At 47.7% G+C, this 22,114-nt stretch carries 20 protein-coding genes; 1 reads left to right on the top strand and 19 read right to left on the bottom strand.

From position 1 onward, the window contains the following. Nucleotides 1–15: 15 nt before the first annotated feature. The 8 genes from M1E06_RS08670 to M1E06_RS08635 all read right to left on the bottom strand — a co-directional run bounded on the left by M1E06_RS08670 (nucleotide 16) and on the right by M1E06_RS08635 (nucleotide 10,088). The gene (locus M1E06_RS08670; protein WP_020452113.1) at nucleotides 16–1,296 is read right to left on the bottom strand and encodes a dihydrolipoamide acetyltransferase family protein; all 1,281 of its coding nucleotides are present in this window, start codon (nucleotides 1,294–1,296) and stop codon (nucleotides 16–18) included. Between the two features lie 23 nt (nucleotides 1,297–1,319). After that, nucleotides 1,320–2,303, bottom strand: a complete 984-nt coding sequence (locus tag M1E06_RS08665; RefSeq protein WP_020452114.1) for an alpha-ketoacid dehydrogenase subunit beta — start codon at nucleotides 2,301–2,303, stop codon at nucleotides 1,320–1,322. 12 nt (nucleotides 2,304–2,315) lie between these two features. Then, nucleotides 2,316–3,308: a thiamine pyrophosphate-dependent dehydrogenase E1 component subunit alpha gene (locus M1E06_RS08660; RefSeq protein WP_096748217.1), complete on the bottom strand. Its 993-nt coding sequence runs from the start codon at nucleotides 3,306–3,308 to the stop codon at nucleotides 2,316–2,318. 22 nt (nucleotides 3,309–3,330) lie between these two features. Then, the gene (gene lpdA / locus M1E06_RS08655; protein WP_020452116.1) at nucleotides 3,331–4,752 is read right to left on the bottom strand and encodes a dihydrolipoyl dehydrogenase; all 1,422 of its coding nucleotides are present in this window, start codon (nucleotides 4,750–4,752) and stop codon (nucleotides 3,331–3,333) included. After that, a complete protein-coding gene (gene buk / locus M1E06_RS08650; protein ID WP_023855156.1) occupies nucleotides 4,742–5,848 on the bottom strand; it encodes a butyrate kinase in 1,107 nt (368 codons plus the stop codon). Before buk ends, lpdA begins: the two co-directional genes overlap by 11 nt. A gap of 38 nt (nucleotides 5,849–5,886) precedes the next feature. Then, nucleotides 5,887–6,981 (bottom strand): branched-chain amino acid dehydrogenase, encoded by a 1,095-nt coding sequence (bcd, locus tag M1E06_RS08645; protein WP_026579327.1) that lies wholly within the window; start codon nucleotides 6,979–6,981, stop codon nucleotides 5,887–5,889. 3 nt (nucleotides 6,982–6,984) lie between these two features. Then, entirely contained in the window at nucleotides 6,985–7,896 is a 912-nt protein-coding gene (gene yqiS, locus M1E06_RS08640) for a phosphate butyryltransferase (protein ID WP_023855157.1), read from the bottom strand. 125 nt (nucleotides 7,897–8,021) lie between these two features. Further along, nucleotides 8,022–10,088 carry a sigma-54 interaction domain-containing protein gene (locus M1E06_RS08635; protein WP_023855158.1) on the bottom strand — a complete coding sequence of 689 codons (2,067 nt, stop codon included), beginning with the start codon at nucleotides 10,086–10,088 and terminating at the stop codon, nucleotides 8,022–8,024. Between the two features lie 153 nt (nucleotides 10,089–10,241). On the opposite strand from M1E06_RS08635, the gene M1E06_RS08630 reads away from it, so the two are divergent. Then, nucleotides 10,242–10,496 (top strand): DUF2627 domain-containing protein, encoded by a 255-nt coding sequence (locus M1E06_RS08630; RefSeq protein ID WP_020452121.1) that lies wholly within the window; start codon nucleotides 10,242–10,244, stop codon nucleotides 10,494–10,496. A gap of 110 nt (nucleotides 10,497–10,606) precedes the next feature. Here the strand turns inward: M1E06_RS08630 and M1E06_RS08625 are convergent, their stop codons facing one another. The 11 genes from M1E06_RS08625 to dxs form a co-directional block, all read right to left on the bottom strand. Further along, the gene (locus M1E06_RS08625; RefSeq protein ID WP_035338360.1) at nucleotides 10,607–11,332 is read right to left on the bottom strand and encodes a glycerophosphodiester phosphodiesterase; all 726 of its coding nucleotides are present in this window, start codon (nucleotides 11,330–11,332) and stop codon (nucleotides 10,607–10,609) included. A gap of 134 nt (nucleotides 11,333–11,466) precedes the next feature. After that, a complete protein-coding gene (locus M1E06_RS08620; protein WP_020452123.1) occupies nucleotides 11,467–12,087 on the bottom strand; it encodes an N-acetylmuramoyl-L-alanine amidase family protein in 621 nt (206 codons plus the stop codon). A gap of 35 nt (nucleotides 12,088–12,122) precedes the next feature. Further along, nucleotides 12,123–12,428 (bottom strand): membrane lipoprotein lipid attachment site-containing protein, encoded by a 306-nt coding sequence (locus tag M1E06_RS08615; protein ID WP_020452124.1) that lies wholly within the window; start codon nucleotides 12,426–12,428, stop codon nucleotides 12,123–12,125. A 491-nt stretch (nucleotides 12,429–12,919) separates the two neighbouring features. Beyond that, nucleotides 12,920–13,489, bottom strand: a complete 570-nt coding sequence (locus M1E06_RS08610) for a serine O-acetyltransferase (RefSeq protein ID WP_023855161.1) — start codon at nucleotides 13,487–13,489, stop codon at nucleotides 12,920–12,922. A 117-nt stretch (nucleotides 13,490–13,606) separates the two neighbouring features. After that, nucleotides 13,607–13,903, bottom strand: a complete 297-nt coding sequence (locus tag M1E06_RS08605; RefSeq protein ID WP_020452126.1) for an antimicrobial peptide LCI — start codon at nucleotides 13,901–13,903, stop codon at nucleotides 13,607–13,609. 341 nt (nucleotides 13,904–14,244) lie between these two features. Further along, the gene (spo0A, locus tag M1E06_RS08600) at nucleotides 14,245–15,045 is read right to left on the bottom strand and encodes a sporulation transcription factor Spo0A (protein ID WP_003183361.1); all 801 of its coding nucleotides are present in this window, start codon (nucleotides 15,043–15,045) and stop codon (nucleotides 14,245–14,247) included. Nucleotides 15,046–15,334: 289 nt separating this feature from the next. Beyond that, nucleotides 15,335–16,651 carry a SpoIVB peptidase gene (spoIVB, locus tag M1E06_RS08595; protein ID WP_043054395.1) on the bottom strand — a complete coding sequence of 439 codons (1,317 nt, stop codon included), beginning with the start codon at nucleotides 16,649–16,651 and terminating at the stop codon, nucleotides 15,335–15,337. A gap of 148 nt (nucleotides 16,652–16,799) precedes the next feature. Further along, nucleotides 16,800–18,530: a DNA repair protein RecN gene (gene recN / locus M1E06_RS08590; RefSeq protein WP_025811171.1), complete on the bottom strand. Its 1,731-nt coding sequence runs from the start codon at nucleotides 18,528–18,530 to the stop codon at nucleotides 16,800–16,802. A gap of 31 nt (nucleotides 18,531–18,561) precedes the next feature. Beyond that, the gene (gene ahrC, locus M1E06_RS08585; RefSeq protein WP_020452129.1) at nucleotides 18,562–19,011 is read right to left on the bottom strand and encodes a transcriptional regulator AhrC/ArgR; all 450 of its coding nucleotides are present in this window, start codon (nucleotides 19,009–19,011) and stop codon (nucleotides 18,562–18,564) included. Between the two features lie 163 nt (nucleotides 19,012–19,174). Further along, nucleotides 19,175–20,020: a TlyA family RNA methyltransferase gene (locus M1E06_RS08580; RefSeq protein WP_020452130.1), complete on the bottom strand. Its 846-nt coding sequence runs from the start codon at nucleotides 20,018–20,020 to the stop codon at nucleotides 19,175–19,177. Continuing rightward, nucleotides 20,017–21,918, bottom strand: a complete 1,902-nt coding sequence (dxs, locus tag M1E06_RS08575; RefSeq protein ID WP_023855166.1) for a 1-deoxy-D-xylulose-5-phosphate synthase — start codon at nucleotides 21,916–21,918, stop codon at nucleotides 20,017–20,019. The genes M1E06_RS08580 and dxs overlap by 4 nt, the downstream gene beginning before the upstream one ends. Between the last annotated feature and the right edge of the window lie 196 nt (nucleotides 21,919–22,114).

Raw genomic sequence — 22,114 nt, 5'->3', positions numbered from 1 at the left:
GCCAGCTCTTCTTTTTTAATAAATGGAAGTATGATCATCGATTTGTTCCAAAATCTCTTTCACACGGGCAAGGAATCTGCCGCAAACGAGGCCGTCAAGCACTCTGTGGTCGAGGGATAAGCACAGGTTCACCATATCTCTGACCGCGATCATGCCATGCTCCATGACGACGGGACGCTTGACGATCGATTCAACCTGCAGGATGGCCGCCTGTGGATGGTTGATGATCCCCATTGACTGAACCGACCCGAACGAACCGGTATTGTTGACCGTGAACGTACCTCCGCTCATATCCCCGCTCGTCAGCTTGCCGCTTCTGACCTTATGAGCCAGTTCGGAGATTTCTCTCGCGATGCCTTTAATTGTTTTTTCATCGGCATGCTTGATGACAGGAACGTACAGCGCATCGTCAGTCGCTACTGCAATTGAGATGTTGATGTCTTTTTTCTGAATGATTTTATCTCCGGCCCACATGCTGTTCATTTGCGGGAATTCCTTCAGCGCCTGTGCGACCGCTTTGACAAAGAACGCGAAAAAGGTCAGGCTGAAGCCCTCTTTCTTCTTAAATTCGTCCTTTATTTTGTTGCGGTAGCTCACAAGACTTGTGACATCCACTTCCATCATCGTCCAGGCATGAGGGATTTCATGCTTGCTTCTGACCATATTGGTCGCAATCGCATGACGGATTCCGGTCACAGGAATCTCGACGTCTCCAGCCGCACTCTGAGGCGGTGCAGCTTGAGGGGCGGCTTGCGCCGGCTTTTGGACGGGCTCACTCGCTCCCGCGGCATTTGTATCCGGCTGTTTTTCCGGCGCCGCATCAGCTTGAGGAGCAGCTCCGGAAGCAATGATGCGCTGGATGTCTTTTCTGGTGATCCGTCCGCCGGCACCGGTACCTTCCACCTGCTCCAAATCAATGTTGTGCTCACCGGCAAGTCTCAGCACCGCCGGGGAATAACGTTTTTTCTGAGATGTATCTTTTTCCTCCGGTTTGGCCGGCTCCGCTTCCGCTTGATCCAGATTGGAAGCAGCCTCAGCCTCCGGTTTCGCTTCTTCGTTTGTTTCGACTTTGCAGATGACGTCTCCGACTTGCAGAGTTTCGCCTTCTTTCCCGACAAGCTCGGTAATCGTTCCCGTGAACGATGAAGGGACTTCAGCATTGACCTTATCCGTCATCACTTCAGCAATCGGATCGTATTTGTTGACGTGATCTCCGACGCTGACAAGCCATTTGCTGATGGTTCCCTCCGTCACGCTCTCCCCGAGCTGCGGCATTGTCATTTGTTCCACTGCCATACGATATGTCCTCCTTCGCTATATTAAAACTCGGCCAATTCTCTCATTGCTGCTTCTGCTTTATCCGGATTGACCATAAAGAATTTTTCCATTGTAGGAGCATACGGCATTGCCGGGACGTCAGGGCCCGCCAACCGCTTAATCGGCGCATCCAAATCGAACAGGCAATGCTCTGAAATGATCGCGGCTACTTCACTCATAATGCTGCCTTCCTTCGTATCCTCGGTCATCAGAAGCACTTTGCCCGTTTTGGAAGCCGCTTCAATAATCGCTTCCTGATCGAGCGGATATACTGTTCTTAAATCAAGGATATGTGCGGAAATCCCGTCTTTGGCAAGCCGCTCGGCAGCCTGAAGGGCGAAATGGACGCACAATCCGTATGTGATGACGGTAATGTCTTCGCCTTCCCGCTTCACATCCGCCTTTCCGATCGGCAGCACATAGTCGTCACTCGGCACTTCGCCCTTGATCAGCCGGTACGCACGTTTATGCTCGAAGAACAGGACAGGGTCGTCATCGCGGATGGCCGCTTTCAAAAGCCCTTTGACATCATAAGGTGTCGAAGGCATGACGATTTTCAGCCCGGGCTGGTTGGCAAATACGGATTCAACTGACTGAGAATGGTACAGCGCGCCGTGCACGCCTCCGCCGTAAGGTGCGCGGATGACGATCGGACAATTCCAGTCATTGTTGGAGCGGTAGCGGATTTTTGCCGCTTCTGAAATAATCTGGTTGACAGCCGGCATGATAAAATCTGCAAACTGCATTTCGGCGACCGGTCTCATCCCGTACATGGCAGCCCCGATTCCGACGCCGGCAATTGCGGATTCCGCCAAAGGCGTGTCCATCACCCGCTCTTCGCCGAACTGGTCGTAAAGACCTGCTGTTGCCTTGAACACACCGCCTTTTTTGCCGACATCCTCCCCTAAAACAAAGACGCGGGAATCCTTTTCCATTTCTTCTTTCAAAGCCAAAGTGACAGCATCTATATATGACATAACTGGCATTGTTCTTCCCCCTTACTCCGCATAAACATGCCGCAGCGCATCTTCCGGATCTGCATAAGGTGCATGTTCAGCATAATCTGTTGCTTCATTGACGATGGTTGTGATCTCATCCGACATTTGCTTCTCAGACTGGTCGTCCAGAAGGCCTGTTTCTTTTAAGTAATGCGCGAATTTGTTAAGCGGATCATTTTTCTTCGCCTCCGCCACCTCTTCGCGCTCTCTGTAGCTTCGATCATCATCATCGCTGGAGTGCGGGGTCAGCCGGTATGATATCGTTTCGATTAATGTCGGACCTTCGCCTCTTTCGGCACGTTCCCTTGCTTCTTTAACCGCTTTGTAGACTTCAAGCGGATCATTTCCGTCAACAGTCACGCCGGGCATGCCGTAACCGACGGCGCGGTCGGAAATGTTTTCACAAGCCACCTGCTTTTCGTAAGGAACCGAAATGGCGTATTTATTGTTTTCACACATGAAAATGACGGGAAGCTTATGAACGGCGGCAAAGTTCGCCCCTTCATGGAAGTCCCCCTGGTTTGAAGAGCCTTCGCCGAACGTCACAAAAGTCGCGATGTCTTTCTTTTCAAGCCTTCCGGCAAGCGCTACACCCACCGCGTGCGGAACTTGCGTTGTCACTGGCGAAGAGCCTGTGACGATCCGGTTTTTCTTTTGACCGAAGTGGCTCGGCATCTGCTTTCCTCCCGAATTCGGATCCTCGGCTTTTGCAAACGCCGACAGCATTAAATCTTTTGCCGTCATGCCAAAAGCAAGGACAACGCCCATATCTCTGTAATATGGAAGCACATAATCGTTCTCACGGTCTAATGCAAATGCCGCTCCGACCTGGGCGGCTTCCTGTCCTTGACAAGAGATGACAAAAGGAATTTTGCCTGAACGGTTTAAGAGCCACATCCGCTCATCAAGTTTTCTGGCTAAAAGCATGGTTTTGTACATGTCGATTGCTTGTTCATCTGTTAATCCAACTGCTTCATGACGGTTATTGCCCATTTTTTTCACTCCTTCATGCTTTCTAAAAATGAATCGCCTTTCCATCTACGGCAAGGGCGGCTTCTCCGATCGCCTCCGACAGCGTCGGATGCGGATGGATCGTTTGTCCGACTTCCCACGGGGTGGCGTCAAGCACCTTTGCCAGACCGGCTTCAGATATCATGTCTGTCACATGCGGGCCGATCATGTGAACGCCCAAAATATCATCTGATTCGCGATCGGCGACGATTTTGACAAAGCCGTCCGTCTCACCGTACACGAGCGCTTTGCCAATCGCCTGAAACGGAAATTTGCCTACTTTAACGCTTTTGCCCTGTGCCTTCGCCTCATCCTCTGTCAAGCCGACCGATGCGGCTTCAGGACTTGAATAGATGCATTTTGAGACAAGCGAATAGTCGATGTCGTGCGGATTCTCGCCAGCAATATGCTCAACAGCCGTAATCCCTTCGTGGGAAGCAGCATGTGCAAGCTGAAGGCCGCCGATCACATCTCCGATCGCATAGATGTGGGATTCTTTTGTCTGGTACATGCTGTTTGTCGCGATAAAGCCGTTTTCCACTTGGATATCTGTGTTTTCCAGACCGATCCCTTCAACATTTGCCTGCCTTCCGACAGATACGAGCATTTTCTCAGCGGAATAGGTCTGTTTTTCTCCGTCTTTTTCCGCTTGAATGCTGACCGTATCGCCTTTCGCCAATGTGTCGGGCAGCACTTTCGCTCCCGTGATGATGGTGATGCCTTTTTTCGCCAGCTGCGTCTGCATTTCTTTAGAAATATCGGCATCTTCAGTCGGCAAAATCCGGTCTGCATACTCAATGACGGTCACGTCAACACCGAAATCGCACAGCATGGAAGCCCACTCGATTCCGATGACACCTCCTCCGACAATCAGCATGGAAGCCGGAAGCTGCTCAAGTTCAAGCGCTTCGTCGGATGACAGCACGTTTTCCCCGTCAAGCTCAAGCCCTGGCAGCGACCTGGGCCTTGAGCCTGTGGCGATGATGACGTTTTTCGGTATGAGCATCTCATTCTCATCCCCGTTTGCCATCTCAACGGAAACCGTCCCCGGCATCGGGGAAAAAATCGACGGCCCGAGAATTCGTCCGATTCCTTCGTAAACATCAATCTTTCCTTTTTTCATCAAGTGTTTGACACCGTTGTGCAGCTGGTCAATTATTTTTTGTTTTCTGCTTTGAACTTGAGAAAACCGCAGGCCGACTTCAGAAATGACCACTCCGAATTCGTCCGCCTTTTTTGCTGTCCTGTAAACTTCCGCGCTTCTTAGGAGCGCTTTCGACGGGATGCAGCCTTTATGAAGGCACGTGCCGCCGAGTTTCCGCTTTTCAACGACGGCTGTTTTCAGCCCCAGCTGCGAAGCTCTGATGGCAGCCACATAGCCGCCTGTGCCCCCTCCAAGAATCACGAGATCGTATTCAGTTGCCATGACTTTCCCTCCTCTGGTTCGGATACTGTTTCGCCTCTTCTTCGCCGTTTAATACGCGAAATGCACCCTCAGCCAATGCTTGAAGCTCATTTTCTCCCGGAAAGACGACGACATCCGAAATCCAGTCTATGTATTGTCTGATCGAGGTAACAAACGATTTTCCGTACGCCAGTCCGCCTGTCAAAATAATGACATCGACTTCGCCTTTTAAGACGGCGCTGGCCGCCCCGATTTCTTTGGCGATTTGATAAGCCATCGCTTCATAGATGAGCGCAGCCTTTTGATCGCCTTCCTTGATCATTTTCTCAACTTTAACCGCATCCGTCGTGCCGAGATAGCCGGCGAGGCCTCCGCCGCCGACTAGCATTTTCATCAGCTCGCCTTTCGTATACTTGCCGGAGAAGGCCATTTCGATCAGATCACCCGCAGGAATGGTTCCGGCCCGCTCCGGACTGAGCGGACCTTCTCCGTGGAGGCCGTTGTTGACATCGATCACCCGACCGTGGCAATGAACGCCGGTCGTAATGCCGCCTCCCATGTGGGTGATGATCATTTTCATATCTTCATACCGCTTTCCAAACTGCCAGGCCGCTTTCCTCGCGACAGCTTTTTGGTTGAGCGCGTGAAAAATACTGCGCCTTTCAATGGCCGGCGTGCCGGAAATTTTTGCGATAGGGGCCATTTCATCCACAACAACGGGGTCGACGATAAAAGCGGGAATATTTAATCCGTCGGCAATCTCCCTGGCGATGATACCCCCGAGATTTGATGCATGCTGCCCCGCATATCCGTTCTTCAAATCGGTGATCATCGCATCGTTGACTTCGTAAGTGCCGCCTTCAATCGGTCTGAGCAGCCCTCCCCGGGCGCAAACGGCATCCAATTTAGAAATATTGATTCCCTGTTCATGCAGGGTTTCGAGTATCGCCTGTTTTCTGAACGAATATTGATCAATAATGGTTTGGTATTGCTGTAACTCAGCCTCGTCATGACGGATTGATTTTTCGAAAATCGAACGGTCATCATGAAAAACGCCGATCTTTGTAGATGTTGATCCCGGATTGATGACGAGAATACGTTTTTCCTGTACCTGCATTGATATAAAACCTCCAATAGCGAATAGGGGTTATGATCTTAACGCCTGCTTAAAATGTGATGGCCGTTTTGCAAAAATTGACTTCTCGATTGGCGCATGCGCTCAATACGCTCTTCCGCCAGGCGGTCTGCGGCCAAGTATGTCGGAATGCGGTCGCGTTTTGAAATTTCAAGGACGCGTTCAATATTTCCGTAGATGCCTTCGACTTTTTTCAGCGCGCGCTCTGAATTATAGCCGTAAAGCTCGTCAGCGACATTGATGACGCCGCCGGCATTGATGACATAGTCAGGGGCATAAACGATATCCATGTCGTGGATTTGATCCCCGTGGCGCGTTTCTTTCAGCTGATTGTTGGCTGCCCCGGCAATCACTTTGGCTTTCAGCTGCGGAATCGTATCATCGTTGATTGTCGCTCCCAGAGCACACGGTGCATATATATCGCACTCCTGTGAATAAATATCATCCGGATCGACGGCACGGGCGCCGAATTCGGCGACTGCGCGTTCGACCGCTTCTTTATTGATATCGGTCACGATCAGTTTCGCGCCTTCTTCGTGGAGATGACGGCACAGATTGTATGCCACGTTTCCGACCCCTTGGACAGCAACGGTTTTTCCTTCAAGCGAATCTGTCCCGAAGGCCTCTTTTGCCGCAGCCTTCATCCCTTTATATACCCCGTAAGCCGTTACCGGGGAAGGATTGCCAGATGAACCGAAAGCAGGCGAAATGCCTGTAACAAAATCAGTTTCGTCATGAATGATGTCCATATCTTCAACGGTTGTACCGACGTCTTCCGCGGTGATGTATCTGCCGTTCAGCCCTTGAATGTAACGGCCGAAAGCGCGGAACATTTCTTCGTTTTTATCTTTGCGCGGATCGCCGATAATAACGGTTTTGCCTCCTCCGAGGTTCAGTCCGGCCGCCGCGTTTTTATAGGTCATTCCCCGCGCAAGGCGCAGCGCATCTTCAATTGCGGCTTCTTCACTTTCATATGTCCACATTCTCGTGCCGCCGAGAGCCGGCCCGAGCGTCGTATCATGAATCGCGATGATCGCTTTTAATCCGGACTGTTTATCTTGGCAAAATACCAATTGCTCATAGTCATACTGTTCCATATATCGAAATAGTTCCATTTTTTATTCCTCCTCTTGTCGTGCTTCAGACGTACACAGCGCCAAAGCAATCGAATACAGCTTGTTTTCTGCGGAATCGGCCCTGCTTGTCAAGGCGATGGGCGCTTTTGCCCCTGCCAAAATGGCTCCCACTTTCGCACCCGCAAAATGAATCAATGATTTGTAAAGGACATTGCCTGTTTCAATTGAAGGAACAAGCAGGATGTCAGCCTCGCCCGCAACGATTCCAGAAATGTTTTTATGCCGGGCGGCAAGCGGTGAGATCGCGTTATCCAACGCAAGAGGCCCGTCAACGATGCAATTTTTGATTTGGCCCCGATGATTCATCTGCGTCAAGGCAGCTGCATTTAATGTCGCTTCCATTGCGGGATTCACCGTTTCCACCGCGGCGAGGCAAGCGGCTTTCGGCATTTGCACGCCGACCGCTCTCGCCACGCCGACTGCGTTTTCTAAAATTTGTTTCAGCTCATCAAGCTTGGGGCTGATATTCATTGCCGCATCTGTTACATAAATCAGCCTCTCAAACCCGCTGACTTCAAAAGCTGCTACATGTGACAGTACATGCGAGGAACGGAGCCCGTACTCTTTATTCAAAACGGCTTTTAATAGCACGGCTGTCGGGACATTCCCCTTCATGAGAACATCAGCATTTCCGCTTTTGACAGCTTGAACGGCAATTCTCGCCGAATCCGCCGGCGATTCCGAATGAATGATATCCACGTGCCGTTTTGAAATGTTCTGTTCTGTCATCATATGCCTGATCTTTTCTCTGTGCCCAATCAACAAGAACCGGGCAAATTGTTTGTCGACCGCAAGTTTGACTGCTTGCAGCACTTCGTCATCTTCTGCATGTGCGACGGCGACCGTTTTATTGTCTAGCTCCGCCGCTTTTTGCAATAATTGTTTCAGCTTCATAGTACCCACCTTTCTTAGCAAACATCCGCCCACTATATCATGCAAGTTTCGTGCCAGTATAAAAAAGCGGTTCGGTACTGTGATCCTGTTTTACAGTTTGCATGATTTTGCACTCGTTTTGCAATTTATTGCATGCTATCTTTTGCAAGATTGTATTTATCCATTTTGTAATAGAGATTGCGGATACTGATTCCAAGCGCTTTCGCCGTTTTCGTTCTGTTGTATTGATGCTTTTCAAGCGTTTCTTTTATGACATGAGCTTCAAACCGTTCAACCGCATCAGACAGCTTTTCCTCTTCAATCTCAGGGAAAGCTGCTCCGGCTTCCACCTTTTTTTTCGGACGGTCTGCTTCAGGCAGGTGTTCGAGATCAATCCATTCCATTTGCGGTTTTAAAAAGATCATCGCCCGCTCAAGGACATTTTCAAGCTCTCTGACATTCCCCGGCCACTTCCGTGCTTTTAACGATTTGAGTGCGTTTTTCGTGAGCCCCTTTACATTGCGTCCGTATTCTTGATTGATCTTCCCAATCAAATGCCTGCTCAAGGCTTCGATATCCTCTTTCCGCTGCCTGAGCGGCGGAATTGATATCGGATAGCGATTGATCCGGTAGTACAAGTCTTCGCGAAACCTGCCCTCAGCGAGCGCTTTTTCAATATTGACGTTTGTCGCTGCGATGACCCGGACGTTCACAGAAATCGGTTTGGTCCCGCCGACTCTGACAATTTCTTTTTCCTGAAGAACGCGGAGGAGCTTCGCTTGTGTGTTTTGCGTGAGCTCTCCGATTTCATCCAAGAAAATGCTGCCGTTGTTCGCCTCTTCAAAAAATCCTTTTTTGCCGCCGCGGCGCGCGCCTGAAAAAGCGCCTTCTTCATAGCCGAACAGCTCTGATTCAAGCAGTGATTCCGAAATGGCCGCACAATTGACGCGAACAAACTTATTATACTTTCGGTCACTTTCGTTATGTATGGCATGGGCAAAAAGCTCTTTCCCCGTTCCCGATTCGCCTCTCAGCAAAATCGTCGCAGGCGTCTTCGCCCCCAATTTCGCCTGTTCCAGCGCGACGAGCATCTGCTCGCTTGAACCGATGATGTCGGCAAATGTATATTTCGCCTCGAGTGTACGGATAATCTGGCGCGCTCTGTTCAGCTCGTTTGTGAGCGATTGAATTTCAGATACATCGTGAATAACACCGACGCTCCCTTTTAAAATACCGTCAACGATAATCGGCGCGACATTGACGATCACTTCTTTTTTATTGGGGCCGACTTTCATTCTGACCCCTCTGACAGGGCGCCTCGTTTCAAGCACTTTCAAATGCATGCTTTCACCTTCGGATATGTCGGTATTGGCCGGCTTCCCGATCACCTGGTCTTTTGTCAGGCCCGTCATCTTTGTATACGCCCTGTTGATCATCATCCCGTTTCCGTTTTCATCAACGACCGATATCGCTTCATCCGAAGATTGAATGATCGCTTCAAGCATCGTTCTGACTTCCTTCAGGTTGGTCACCTCTTCAGCCAGCTCGACCGCATCGGTAATGTCCTTAAATATGCTAAGCGCCCCGAGCAGCGTCCCTCCGTCATCGATAATCGGAATTCTGGTCGTGACGATCTGCCTGTTCGGATGGAGAAATTGTTTTTGATGATACTCAGGCTCTCTCGTATTGAGAATGCGCGGCAGCTTCGTCGTCGGGATCACGCTTTGAATATGCTGGCCGATCGCTTCAGTGCGCTTTGTCCCGGTCATCACTTCCGCCATTTTGTTAAACAAAATGATCTCTTCGTTAATGTCGATAAAAATCATGCCGTCATTCATAGAGTTGAAAATACGGTCGTGTTTATACGTCTGCTCTTTTAACATTTGGATGAGCTGCTGCTTTTCGTTCATCAGCTGAGAGATGATATAAGCGAGCGATCCCGGCACCACGATCGTACTGTCGTGCTTTTTTCGCATCAGTTGCTTTAATACACCGGCGTCTCCGGTCGTTTCAATGATGATATCGATCTGTTCTGTGATGTACGGCGCCCAATCGAGCGCCGTTTCGATATCGTTTTTTTGCGCGATGAAAAGCCCGGGAGCTTCCGGATTTTTATCGATGACCGCCTCGATATGCATCGTCTTTGTTTTCAGCAGCACATCCAAGAGAGCAGTCCCCCCTTTTCCAGCACCAACGATCAGTACTTTTTGCATCATCCCTTTACCCCTTTGCATGAAAAATTTTGCACACTATCACGTTCACTTGCAACAATTTGCACAACATCTATGTTATCATGTTTTCCTTTCTTGACAAACTTTTTTTTCAAATAGACAATAAAGGTAAATCTTTGGTAAGGGGATTCGTGTATGGGGAGAATGATCGCACTGCTCGTTTTGCTGATACCGGGAGGCCTGGCTGCTCTCGGAATTAAATTGATGCGCGACACTGTTTTCGGCGTTTTGATCAGCCCGTTTCAGATCCTTTGGCTTCAGGGGCTGGCGGGGTTCATATGCTTCGCAGGCGGCCTTTATTTATTAGGCGGATTTATTCTATACAGAGACAGAAAACGCAACCAAGTAAGCCCCCGCTTTAGAAAAAAGCAGAGCGGCCGCGAGGTGTGATCTCTGCGAACGGAAAGCAAAAAGCCGCAGATATTGTCTGCGGCTTTCAGATTGTTGACAAAATCCCAAAACGACTTTTAGTTTTGGGATTTTGTAATCCTTTCAGCGTGTCACATCTCGGCTTTTATTTTTAACGCTTTTTCGGGAAAATCGGTGAAGAAACCGTCAATTCCTTCAGCAATCAGCTTTTTCATCTCCTCTTCACGGTTGATGGTGAACGGCCGGACCGCTTTTTGTTTCAAATGGGCGTTTTTGATCATGTCAACCGACATTGAACGGCGATACGGATGAAATCCTGCAGCCGGAATCATTTCAATGTACTCCTCAGGCTTGAAGATGACATCCATGTAAAGCGCGGCCAACTCGATACTTGGATTCAATCTGCTGCATAACGCAAGGCTTTCATGATTAAATGATGAAAGAATGATCCGGTCTTGAAGGCCGTACGCTTCAATCATCGACATCACCTTTTCTTCCATTCCTTCATAACGGATAATGCTGTTTTTCAATTCCACATTGAGAAGAAATTCAGCATCTGCCGCCCACTCAAACACTTCTTCAAGGGTCGGTACCGGGACAGAGCCGGTTTTTTCGGAAAAACGGTGGCTTGCGTCTCCGCGCTTGATCTCCGCATATGTAAGATCCTTTACATATCCTTTCAGCGAAGTCGTCCTGTCAAGCTTTTCATCATGTATTATAACAAGACGTCCGTCTTTTGCCATTTGTACATCCAATTCGATGCCGTCTGCACCGATGGCCGCCGCCTGCTTAAACGCCTCCATTGTATTTTCGGGAAAAGTGCCTGAAGCTCCTCGGTGTGCAAATATTTTCGTCATTTCTGGTTCACCTCTACAAGAATTGCAAGTTTATATCCCATTATGAAGGTCTTACTGTTTTCTTTCCACACATAAGGCCTTTTTTAACATAAACATAACACAAGAACCCCGGTCTTATACCGGGGCCCCTATTGTTATTCGTAATAAGCTGTGACAGCGTCAGCAATCGCGTCTGCCGCTTTTTCCTGATATTCCGGACTTTCGAGTTTAGCTGCATCAGTTTTGTTCGTGATAAAGCCGAGTTCGACTAAAACACTCGGCATTTGAGAATTTTTGATGACATAAAACCCTGATTCTTTTACACCTCTGTCCCGAGTGCCAAGCGCATCCGGAAGGCGTTCTTGAATGTTAGACGCCAGGCGTTCGCTGTCAGCGGCTTGATAGGCAGAATCGAAGTATGTTTCTGTACCTGACGCTTCAGGGACGGCCGAGTTTGCATGAATGCTGATCAGCAAGTCCGAAGCGTGCTTGCTCGCTTTGGCCACCCGGTCTTCCAGCGTCAAAAACGTATCATCCGTTCTTGAGGCGACTGTGGCAGCTCCCTCTTCTTTCAGTTTTTCATCAACCAGCTTTGCCACTTCAAGATTGACATCTTTCTCAAGCAGCCCGTTTCCGACCGCGCCGCTGTCTTCGCCCCCGTGACCTGCGTCAACATATACCGTCTTACCGGAAAGCGGCTCAGCTGCAAAAGCAGCTGGAAAAACCGCAATAAACGAAAACAGCAGCAAAACTAAACTCCTCATTAACAGTTTCACGATTAGTTCCTCCTACAATCCCTTTTTGCAAACGATCATTCTTTCTCTTTCATATCTTCAAGCTGTAATGTTCCGTCCTCTGTTTTCGTGTACTTCACTTCCACCTTTGTATCATCCTTGATCCCCTTATATTTATCCCGTTTTTCGGGAGGGACCTGAAACGTCGTTTCTTTACCGTCAATATTGACGGCGACGGTATGCTGATCCGCCAAACCGACAAAGGTGCCTTCTTTCACAAACGTTTCCCCGCCTGTTCCTTTTCGGCTCTCATTATGTTGCGTTGTCCCGCAGCCTGCCAATAGCAGCATAGCGAACAAAACAAGGATGACTCCTTTTTTCATGTCGACCACCTCGCCTGCTGAATTTTTTACACCCCGTACCTTATCTTTAATACCCGGCGGCTGTAAAGCAGGCCACTCCAGCAGATATTCGCCCGATTTACCCGTCCAACGCCCCAGGGATTTCCGAATTGTTAGAAGCCATCCGCTCAAAAACGTCTGTGAAAAACGGTCTACCCAAGGCGAAAAATGGTTGTCATCTGGAAGAAATCAGATCTATTTCATCATTTTTATTTTTTTGTATAAAAAAACGTCTTTTTTCATAAGAAAAAAGACGTTTCATGCGGCTTTCGCTTTATATGATTCAGTCTATGACGCCAATGCACCGGGCGTGAGACAAACTTTGAAAAATAGACGGATACACCGAAAGCTGGCTGCGTGCTATGTAGCTTTTATCAGAACTTGCAGGAATGCATTTTTAAAGCCCGGCTGCTTGATGACAACATTTAGTCCTTCATAGCTTAGCAGCGCTGCTCCTTCCGCAGTTCTCATGCTTATATTTGCTGCTGCAGAGCCTGCTTCCGGTCCATTGTTGACGGCGCCTCTTTAATCTTTTTGGCAGGCACACCGGCTATTGTAATGTTTTCCTCAGTGAAAGATTTGTTGACTACGGCGTTTGCGCCAATCGAAATGCCGTCGGCAATGTGAATGCTGCCAAAGAGCTTTGCTCCAGGCCCGATCCAGACATTGTCTCCGATTGTTGGAACATCGTGGTGAGCGTGATTTTGCCCGATGTTAACTCCTTGATGAATGTCACAGTTTGCACCTATTTTTGCATTGCTGTTTACGATGAGCAATCCGTAATGGTTGATCCTCAACCCCGGACCGAAAACATTCACCGGGATGTCAAATCCGAGATTCAATCCTCTCTTTTTATGCAGATACCGGTAAACATGCTTGAACACCTTGGAGTTGGCATTTGAGTAATATTCATGTTTGCGCAAGGCTATCTGATACTTCCAAATATCATCGCCAAACCATTTAGGCCTTTTTCGACTTGAGATTCCTAACGCTTTCTTGTCTTGTTCGAGATAATAGCGAAGATCTGTTTTCGTAAAGATCATCATACCACCCGCTTATTTCATACTTTTAACTCGAGATTGGCTTTTTTCGAAAGGTTTTACATTCTCCGCCATCTATTTCCGTGAAAACAAAAAAAGGGGGAGCCCCCCCTTTTTTGTTCATCCTTCGTAAAAACCAACCCAAGTGTTAAAAACATTACTGTAAAATTTCCCTTTGAAATACCATGTTCCATCGCTATCAGAAAATTTGTTACTGAAAACTCCTGAAGAAGATTTTACACATTTTGATGATTTGCTGCTTTTGAATGAGCTTGGCAAGTCACTTGGACAATTGATGTATTGAGCAGTCGGATGTGCAATCACCTCAGATGAATGCGGTGCAGCAAATACCGGCGCTGTAGAAATAAGTAAACCAACAGCCAGAGTCGTACCAGTTAATAATTTATTGACTTTCATTTTAAAACAACTCCTTTTCCATTTATTTCATTTCGATTTCATCATATAACAAACAGGCATGTCTAAAAAGTGCACAAATTACAATATTTTGGTATTTTTTGATAAGCTGTTAGGCTGACTTTACACAATACACACCGTGCTGAAACACAAACAGTACATTTAAGAGCAAAAAAACAGCCTCGTTTATAAAAACGAGACCTTCAAATACTGTATGAAACCCTTCGGATCGCAATTCATCGCAATAAGGGCGAAAAATTCATCGGAATTACGATAAACTATTCGTTATAAAAAGGTCGGCAATTCAACGGTAAATCTTCGTCAAAACCGCGCCATGTCAACGTTTAAGAAGCCTTATGCTCCAGTCTCAGCTTGTCTGCGACCATCGCGATGAATTCTGAATTCGTCGGCTTGGCTTTTGACATGCTGACTGTGTAGCCGAAAAGTGACGAAATCGAGTCGATGTTGCCTCTGCTCCATGCGACTTCGATGGCGTGGCGAATCGCCCGTTCGACTCGGCTTGCAGTCGTGTTGAATTTTTTGGCGATATCCGGATAAAGCACTTTTGTAATGCTTCCGAGCAGTTCGATGTCGTTATACACCATGGAGATGGCTTCCCTTAAGTATAAATAGCCTTTTATATGAGCGGGCACGCCGATTTCGTGGATGATGGTCGTGATGCTGGCGTCCAGGTTTTTCTTCGGCGATTCCGGCTGCGGCCGAAGCACACTGCTTTGAGAAGACGGGGCACGGTGTGTCAATTGAGATCCGTTTCCGCTGACCTGGCGGATATGGCCGACTAAGTTCTCCATGTCAAAAGGCTTCAAAATAAAATACGACGCGCCCAAATCTACAGCTTTTTTCGTCACGTCTTCCTGACCGAACGCCGTCAGCATGATGACATTCGGCTGCTTTTTAAGCTGCGATTCCCTCAGCCTTTCAAGAACGGCCAATCCATCGAGGTGAGGCATGATAATATCCAGCACAAGCACATCGGGCTCCTTGTCTTTAAACAACGAAAGGCATTCCTGTCCGTTGTACGCGACACCAAGTACTTCCATGTCGCTTTGTCCCTCGATATATTCGCTTAATAGGCCGACAAGCTCCCTGTTATCATCAGCAACACATACTTTAATTTTCTCCACGTTTCTTCCTCCCCAATGTGTATGTTGATAAATTTCATCATTCTTTTTCTAATATGTTTAATTCGACAGCACCACTTTATTCCCTTTTTTTAAAAAGGATTTTTCCAATAATAGTGGTATCTCTCGCTTTTTCTCTGTTTTTTTCTGATTTTCTCGATTTTTCGACTCGAAATGCGACTTGACAAACCGGGGAACGTGAATTTGTCGAAAAATCTTTTCTTCTTTCATTTTAACGCACAACGCTCAAGAAAAAAAGACGAAATCAAAAACTGCCGGAGGCATCCGGCAGTCAGCTTGCTTTTTCTTTTTTATAAATATCGATCCCTGCTTCAGACAGCATCCATTCAATATGCACGCCGTATCCGCTCGTCGGATCATTGACGAAAACGTGAGTTACGGCGCCAATGATCTTTCCGTTTTGGATGATCGGGCTTCCGCTCATCCCTTGAACGATGCCTCCTGTTTTGCTCAACAGCCTCGGGTCGGTAATTTTCAGCACCATCCCTTTTGTAGCCGGAAACTTCTGAGGTGTCGTACTGACGACCTGAATATCGAATTTCTCGACTTTGTCGTTTTCGATAACCGTTAAAATTTGGGCCGGGCCTTCTTTTACTTCATCTGAAAATGCAATCGGAATGGCTTTGTCAGCGATGCGGTTTTTGATTGACTCGTGAAGCGTCCCGAAGATCCCGAATGGACTGTTTCTGTTGATATCACCAATCACTTTTCGTTCTGATGCGAAACGGGCCAGTTTCTCTCCGGGATTTCCGCCTGTTCCTTTTTCAATCGAAGTGACGGTCGATTTCACGATTTGCCCTTTTTCAACAACGATCGGTTTTTTCGTATCCATGTCTGAAATGACGTGACCAAGCGCTCCGTATTTTTTCGATTTCGGCTCGAAAAAAGTCATTGTGCCGATTCCTGCGGCAGAGTCCCTGATATATAAGCCGATTCTGTATTTATCTTCAGCCTGGTCTTTTTTCGGAATGAGCTTCGTTTTGATTTCTTGTTTATCTCTTTTAATCGACAGATGTAAGGTTTCTCCTGTTTTCCCGGCCTTTTGAATAAAAGGGGTAATGTCATTCATTTTTTCGATTTTCGTGCCGTTGATTTCGGTGATAATGTCGCCTACCGCGATTCCGGCTGCTTCACCGGGCGATTTTTTGCCTTCAGAGGTATTGATTTGATGAAAACCTACGACCAATACGCCAACGGAGTGAAGCTTTACACCAATAGACTGCCCGCCGGGGACCACTTTCAAATCAGGCAGGACATTTACTTTCGTTTTTTTAACTGGGAATCCGGCAAAATCATAGACGAGTTCTGCCTTTCCATTCTTTTCACCTTTTATTTCCACTTCACTTTGATTTTCTTTCAGTGTGAATGCTTCCGATGATCCATCTTTCGAAGCACTGACGGATAAGCTCGTTTCAACCGCACGGGTACCCGTCTCAAAAATGTTCAAGTTTTTTGGGATTACAATGTATTCTTTCACCGGTTTGTAAAACCCTACACTTATTAAAGAAACAAGGAGAATCATACCCACAACTTTTCTGATTTTTTCAACATCCACCTTTTCACTCTCCTCGCACCTAACCCACACCATATAAAATTTCTTTCGCTACATTCATTACTTTTGCCTTTCGGACAGCGATTTATAACTGCGGACGGAAGAAAATCATTGGATAAAATGATAAGAATGAGTTTGTATAAGAAAATGCCGACAAAAAAATAAGCTGTTCAGGATGAACAGCTTATCCGGTAGTTTTAACAAGCTTAGCTTGGTTCAAAAGTTCTTTCGCATGGCGCTTCGTCAGATCCGTTACTTCGACTCCGGCGATCATCCGGCCGATTTCCGCTATTTTTTCCTGTTTTGTCAACGGTGTGACGCTTGTCGTCGTTCTCCCGTCTTTCGACTGTTTCGTAATCAAAAGATGGGTGTCAGCCATCGCGGCCACCTGCGGCAAGTGGGTAATGCATAAAACTTGAGAGCCGATCGAGACGCGGTGTATTTTTTCGGCGATCGCCTGCGCGACTCTGCCGCTTACACCCGTATCCACTTCATCGAAAATGATCGATGTAACATCCTGCTGAGCAGAGAAAATGCTTTTCATGGCCAGCATGATTCTTGACAGCTCTCCTCCAGATGCAACCTTTGACAAAGATTTGAGCGGTTCTCCCGTGTTTGTTGAGATTAGGAAATGGACGGTATCAATGCCGTGCTTTGTGAGCTGAACCGGCATACCGTTGACGACGGGTGCATCATCATCCCGTTCCGCTTTTTTCACCTGGAATTCCGTATCGAATGTCGATTTTTCCATATACAGATCTTTCAGTTCCTGCTGAATCTGTTTGGCCAGTTTTTTCGCCCATTTTTTTCTGATTTCGGACACATTGGCGGCTTCAATCGCCACATCCTTGCCGATTGATTCGAGGCGGGATTTTAAAGCCTGCAAGTGGCTGTCCCGGTTTTCGATCCGGTCGATCTCTTCCTCTATCTTAGCCGAATAAGCTTGGATATCTTCGACAGTAGCGCCGTATTTGCGTTTCAGCTGTTTGATTTCGTTTAATCGCGATTCGATATAATCGAGGCGCTCGGGGTCGTATTCGAGTTCATCCAGCATATTTCTGATCTGAAAAGTTGAATCTTCGAGAATGTAGTATGCGTTGGCTACAGATTCAGATACTTTATTGAGCCCTTCATTGATGCCTGAGACGTTTTCAAGCTCGCTTGAAGCCATGCCGACCCAGTCAAGCCCAGCCTGCTCGTTGCGTAGCGCATTATAGGCATTTTGCAGAGCTTCGTATATTTTTTCGAAATTAGCGATTTGACGGCGCTCTTCCTGAAGAAGTTCGTCCTCTTTCGGCTCAAGGTTTGCAGATTCGATTTCATCAAGCTGGAACTGTATTAAATCGAGTCTGTGAGCCATTTCCTGCTCGCTTTCAGAAAGCTCTTTCACCTTTTTCATGACGTCCATGTAGCGGCTGTAAACTTCCTGATACGCTTTTAGAGCATGCTCGATTTCTTCTCCTGCAAACCTGTCCAGAAGCTGAAGATGGTGCTCATCCTCCATCAGCAGCTGATTGTCGTGCTGCCCGTGTATGTCAAGCAGCAGTCTGCCGACTTCCCGCAAAGCGGCAATGGTGACAAGTTTTCCATTGACGCGGCAGATGCTCTTGCCGTTTGCGTTAATATCTCTCCTCATAACGATCATGTCATCCGAGGCTTCAATCCCGAGTTCTGTGCACAAATCAAAAACCGGATGGCCGCTGTCAAGGAGGAAAAGCCCTTCCAATTCGGCTCTTTTTTCGCCATACCTGACATATTCGGACGAGCCGCGGCCTCCGACAAGCAAAGAGACGGCGTCGATGATGATCGATTTTCCGGCCCCGGTTTCACCGGTCAGAACCGTCAGCCCTTTTTCAAAAGAAACGGTTAATTCTTCGATAATGGCAAAGTTTTTGATCGATAATTCAGCTAACAAGCTTTCATGACACCTCTTTTCAGGCCTTCGTTTATAAAAGCTCCAATATTTTCTTCTGTACGATTTTGGTATCATCATGCGTCCGGCAGATGATCAAAATGGTATCATCTCCGCAGATCGTTCCCATGATTTCTTCCCAATCCAAATTGTCCATCAGCGCCCCGATCGCCTGCGCGTTGCCCGGCATTGTTTTTAAAACGATCAGATGGCTGGCTGAGTCGATTTTGACAAATGCGTCCATCAATGATCTTTTTAATTTGGAAAGGGGATTAAAGCGCTGATCAGCAGGCAGGCTGTATTTGTAGGAACCGTTGTTTGTCGGCACCTTGACCAAATGAAGCTCTTTAATGTCTCGCGAGACGGTGGCCTGCGTCACATTATAGCCGTCTTTCTTTAAAATATCGACAAGCTCATCCTGCGTTTCAATTTCATTAGCGGTGATAATCTCCCTGATTTTAATATGCCTTTGACCTTTGTTCATTTCACACCTCGTTTTATACACAAATTGTGTATGTTTATACATTTATGTTAAATGATTTTGTCGGAAAAGTACATGTTTGCAGTAAAAAAGGAATAATAGCCCACTATTATTCCTTTTTGCGTGCCGGCCACCCTCGCATTCGCCGTACGGCTCTCAAGGGTTTTTAATCACGCGGATCCGTTTTTTTCGCTTTTAATGTCTTGTGAGCTTCTTCGACAATTTGATTGATCGTTTCTTCTGCTATCGGCGTGCCAGGTTGCTCTTCTCCGTCCCAATGCAAATGGAGAAGGAATTCGATGTTGCCGTCGCCGCCGGTAATCGGCGAAAACGAGACGTTTCTGCAGTCATATCCTTCCCGAGCCGCAAACCGGCTGATGTCATCAAGCACAGCTTGATGGACGAGGGGATCGCGGACGATCCCTTTTTTCCCAACGGATTCCCGCCCTGCTTCAAACTGCGGTTTGACGAGAGCGATGCAGTCGCTTCCCGGAACTAAAATGCTCTTAAGCACAGGCAGGATGATTTTCAGTGAGATAAAAGAGACATCGATCGTCGCGAACTCCGGCAGTCCTTCCGTAAAATCGGCAGGTGTGCAATACCGGAAATTCGTGCGTTCCATCACTACAACCCGCTCATCCTGTCTCAGCTTCCAGGCGAGCTGATTATACCCGACATCAACGGCATATGAGCGGAGAGCGCCGTTTTGCAGCGCGCAGTCTGTGAAGCCGCCGGTGGAAGAGCCGATGTCAATCATCAGCTTGCCTTGAACGGAAAGCTGAAACTCTTTTAATGCTTTTTCAAGTTTTAATCCGCCTCTTGAGACGTATTTTAACGGGTTTCCTTTAACGGTCAGCGGAATCGTGCGGTCGACCTTTTCGCCCGGCTTGTCCAGTCTGTTTTCATTCGTATAGACGATGCCGGCCATGATGGCTCTTTTCGCTTTTTCCCGCGTTTCCATTAACCCTCTTTCTACTAATAAAACGTCGAGCCGTTCTTTTTTTCCTGTCATGATCCAATTCCTTTATGAGTCTTTACGGGCGTCAATAGTCTTATTCGTCTGATGACGTCTTCTTTTGTCATTCCGATCTCTTCCAGAAGCTTGGCGACGCTGCCGTGTTCAATAAATTGATCAGGTATCCCCATTCTATCAATGATCGGGCTGTATGACTGATGTTCATGGGCATACTCAAGGATCGAGCTGCCGAATCCGCCTTGGAGCACAGCCTCTTCGATCGTTAAAATCGGAAGCCCTTCGTTCAGGATTTCCATCAGCATGTTTTCGTCAAGCGGCTTGATAAAACGGGCGTTAACCACTCTGACCGAACGTCCTTCTTTCTGCAGCTCCTCCGCGGCAGCAAGCGCCATCGGAATGGTGGTGCCGAATGTTAAAATGACCGCGTCTGTCCCGGGTCTCAGCACTTCCCACGTTCCGATCGGGATCGTTTTCAATTCTTTATCCATTTTGACGCCGAGTCCGTTTCCGCGCGGAAAGCGCATGGCAATCGGGCCGTCATCGTATTTGACAGCCGTGTTGACCATGTGCTGGCCTTCGTTTTCGTCTTTCGGCATCATGAGAACCAAATTCGGAATATGCCGTAAAAAAGCAATGTCAAACACGCCCTGGTGTGTTTCCCCATCAGCGCCGACTAGGCCCGCTCTGTCAATGCCGATAAATACATTTAGGTTTTGCCGGCAAATATCATGGACAACCTGGTCATAAGCGCGCTGAAGAAATGTCGAATAGATCGCCAGAAACGGCTTCATATTCTGAGTCGCGAGACCAGCCGCCATCGTTGCCGCATGCTGTTCCGCAATGCCGACATCAAACATGCGCTCCGGAAACTCGCTCGCAAACCCTTCAAGTTTTGAACCGACAGGCATGGCCGGAGTAATGGCTACAATCCTTTCATCCTCGCGGGCAAGCTTCCTGACCGTTTCGCTTACGAGCGCGCTCCATGACGGCGCAGCGGCTTTCGGCTTAACAAAATCACCGGTATCGATTTTATATGGGCCGGTTCCGTGCCATGTGCCGGTTTTATCGGTTTCCGCAGGCTTATAGCCTTTTCCTTTTTTCGTAATAACGTGGAGGAGTACCGGGCCTTTCGTCTTTTTCGCATACTGCATGTTTTCAAACAGTTCATCATAGGAATGACCGTCTACAGGCCCTAAATACGTAAATCCGAGCTCTTCAAAGAACATCCCGGATACCAGCAGGTATTTCAGGCTGTCTTTGATCCGCTCGGCTGTAGCGGCAAGCTTCCCGCCAACAGCAGGAATCCGCTTGAACAAATACTCAAGCTCATCTTTGACCCATTGATATTTTCCGGCTGTGCGCAGCCTTCCGAGCATGGAATGAATCGCTCCGACGTTTGGAGCGATGCTCATTTCGTTGTCATTCAAAATGACAATCATGTCTTTTTGCTCATGGCCGATATGGTTAAGCGCTTCAAGAGCCATGCCGCCGGTCAGTGCACCGTCTCCGATGATCGGGATGATATATTCGTTTGTCCCTTTCAAGTCTCTCGCAGCTGCCATCCCCATCGCACCGGAGAGAGAAGTCGAACTGTGGCCCGTTTCCCAGACATCATGTTCGCTTTCATTCCGCTTTGGAAAACCGCACAGTCCTTTATGCTGACGCAGGGTGGCGAAGTCCTTTCCGCGGCCGGTCAGCAGTTTATGGACATACGATTGATGCCCCACATCCCACAAAAACTTATCTTTCGGGCTGTTAAATTCTTTATGCAATGCAATGGTAAGCTCGACAACGCCGAGATTCGGACCAATGTGCCCTCCGGATTCAGAAAGCGTTTCAATTAAAAAACGGCGAATTTCAGCGCTCAAGCTTTCCAGTTCTTGATTTGAAAGGTTCTTCAAAAATGCAGGGTCCTTTATCGATAACAGATCCAATCGGATCAACTCACTTTCAGCATGATTTCTGCAAGTATGCGCCTTGCTTCATTTTAAGTTTCAGCTTGAATTATTATATGACGAATTCATCCCCATGCGCAAACTTGCATATGCGGACGCTTCGTTTGAAAAAACAGCCGCTAACACAACGTGATAACGGCGCGGCGTTTTAGAGTTCAACTCTTTATATTTTAGC

Source organism: Bacillus sp. AK124 (genome assembly GCF_053903085.1).
Note: the sequence above shows the minus strand (reverse complement) of the source record. Positions and strands in the feature narration are given on the sequence as shown.

Excerpts from the sequence above, each read along its gene's own strand:
- yqiS (WP_023855157.1), bottom strand. The coding sequence starts at position 7,896 with ATGAAGCTGAAACAATTATTGCAAAAAGCGGCGGAGCTAGACAATAAA.
- lpdA (WP_020452116.1), bottom strand. The coding sequence starts at position 4,752 with ATGGCAACTGAATACGATCTCGTGATTCTTGGAGGGGGCACAGGCGGC.
- M1E06_RS08630 (WP_020452121.1), top strand. The coding sequence starts at position 10,242 with ATGGGGAGAATGATCGCACTGCTCGTTTTGCTGATACCGGGAGGCCTG.
- buk (WP_023855156.1), bottom strand. The coding sequence starts at position 5,848 with ATGCAGGTACAGGAAAAACGTATTCTCGTCATCAATCCGGGATCAACA.
- M1E06_RS08625 (WP_035338360.1), bottom strand. The coding sequence starts at position 11,332 with ATGACGAAAATATTTGCACACCGAGGAGCTTCAGGCACTTTTCCCGAA.
- M1E06_RS08580 (WP_020452130.1), bottom strand. The coding sequence starts at position 20,020 with ATGACAGGAAAAAAAGAACGGCTCGACGTTTTATTAGTAGAAAGAGGG.
- M1E06_RS08610 (WP_023855161.1), bottom strand. The coding sequence starts at position 13,489 with ATGATCTTTACGAAAACAGATCTTCGCTATTATCTCGAACAAGACAAG.
- spoIVB (WP_043054395.1), bottom strand. The coding sequence starts at position 16,651 with ATGGTGTGGGTTAGGTGCGAGGAGAGTGAAAAGGTGGATGTTGAAAAA.
- M1E06_RS08665 (WP_020452114.1), bottom strand. The coding sequence starts at position 2,303 with ATGCCAGTTATGTCATATATAGATGCTGTCACTTTGGCTTTGAAAGAA.
- M1E06_RS08670 (WP_020452113.1), bottom strand. The coding sequence starts at position 1,296 with ATGGCAGTGGAACAAATGACAATGCCGCAGCTCGGGGAGAGCGTGACG.
- bcd (WP_026579327.1), bottom strand. The coding sequence starts at position 6,981 with ATGGAACTATTTCGATATATGGAACAGTATGACTATGAGCAATTGGTA.
- M1E06_RS08635 (WP_023855158.1), bottom strand. The coding sequence starts at position 10,088 with ATGCAAAAAGTACTGATCGTTGGTGCTGGAAAAGGGGGGACTGCTCTC.
- ahrC (WP_020452129.1), bottom strand. The coding sequence starts at position 19,011 with ATGAACAAAGGTCAAAGGCATATTAAAATCAGGGAGATTATCACCGCT.
- M1E06_RS08660 (WP_096748217.1), bottom strand. The coding sequence starts at position 3,308 with ATGGGCAATAACCGTCATGAAGCAGTTGGATTAACAGATGAACAAGCA.
- M1E06_RS08605 (WP_020452126.1), bottom strand. The coding sequence starts at position 13,903 with ATGAAAGTCAATAAATTATTAACTGGTACGACTCTGGCTGTTGGTTTA.
- M1E06_RS08615 (WP_020452124.1), bottom strand. The coding sequence starts at position 12,428 with ATGAAAAAAGGAGTCATCCTTGTTTTGTTCGCTATGCTGCTATTGGCA.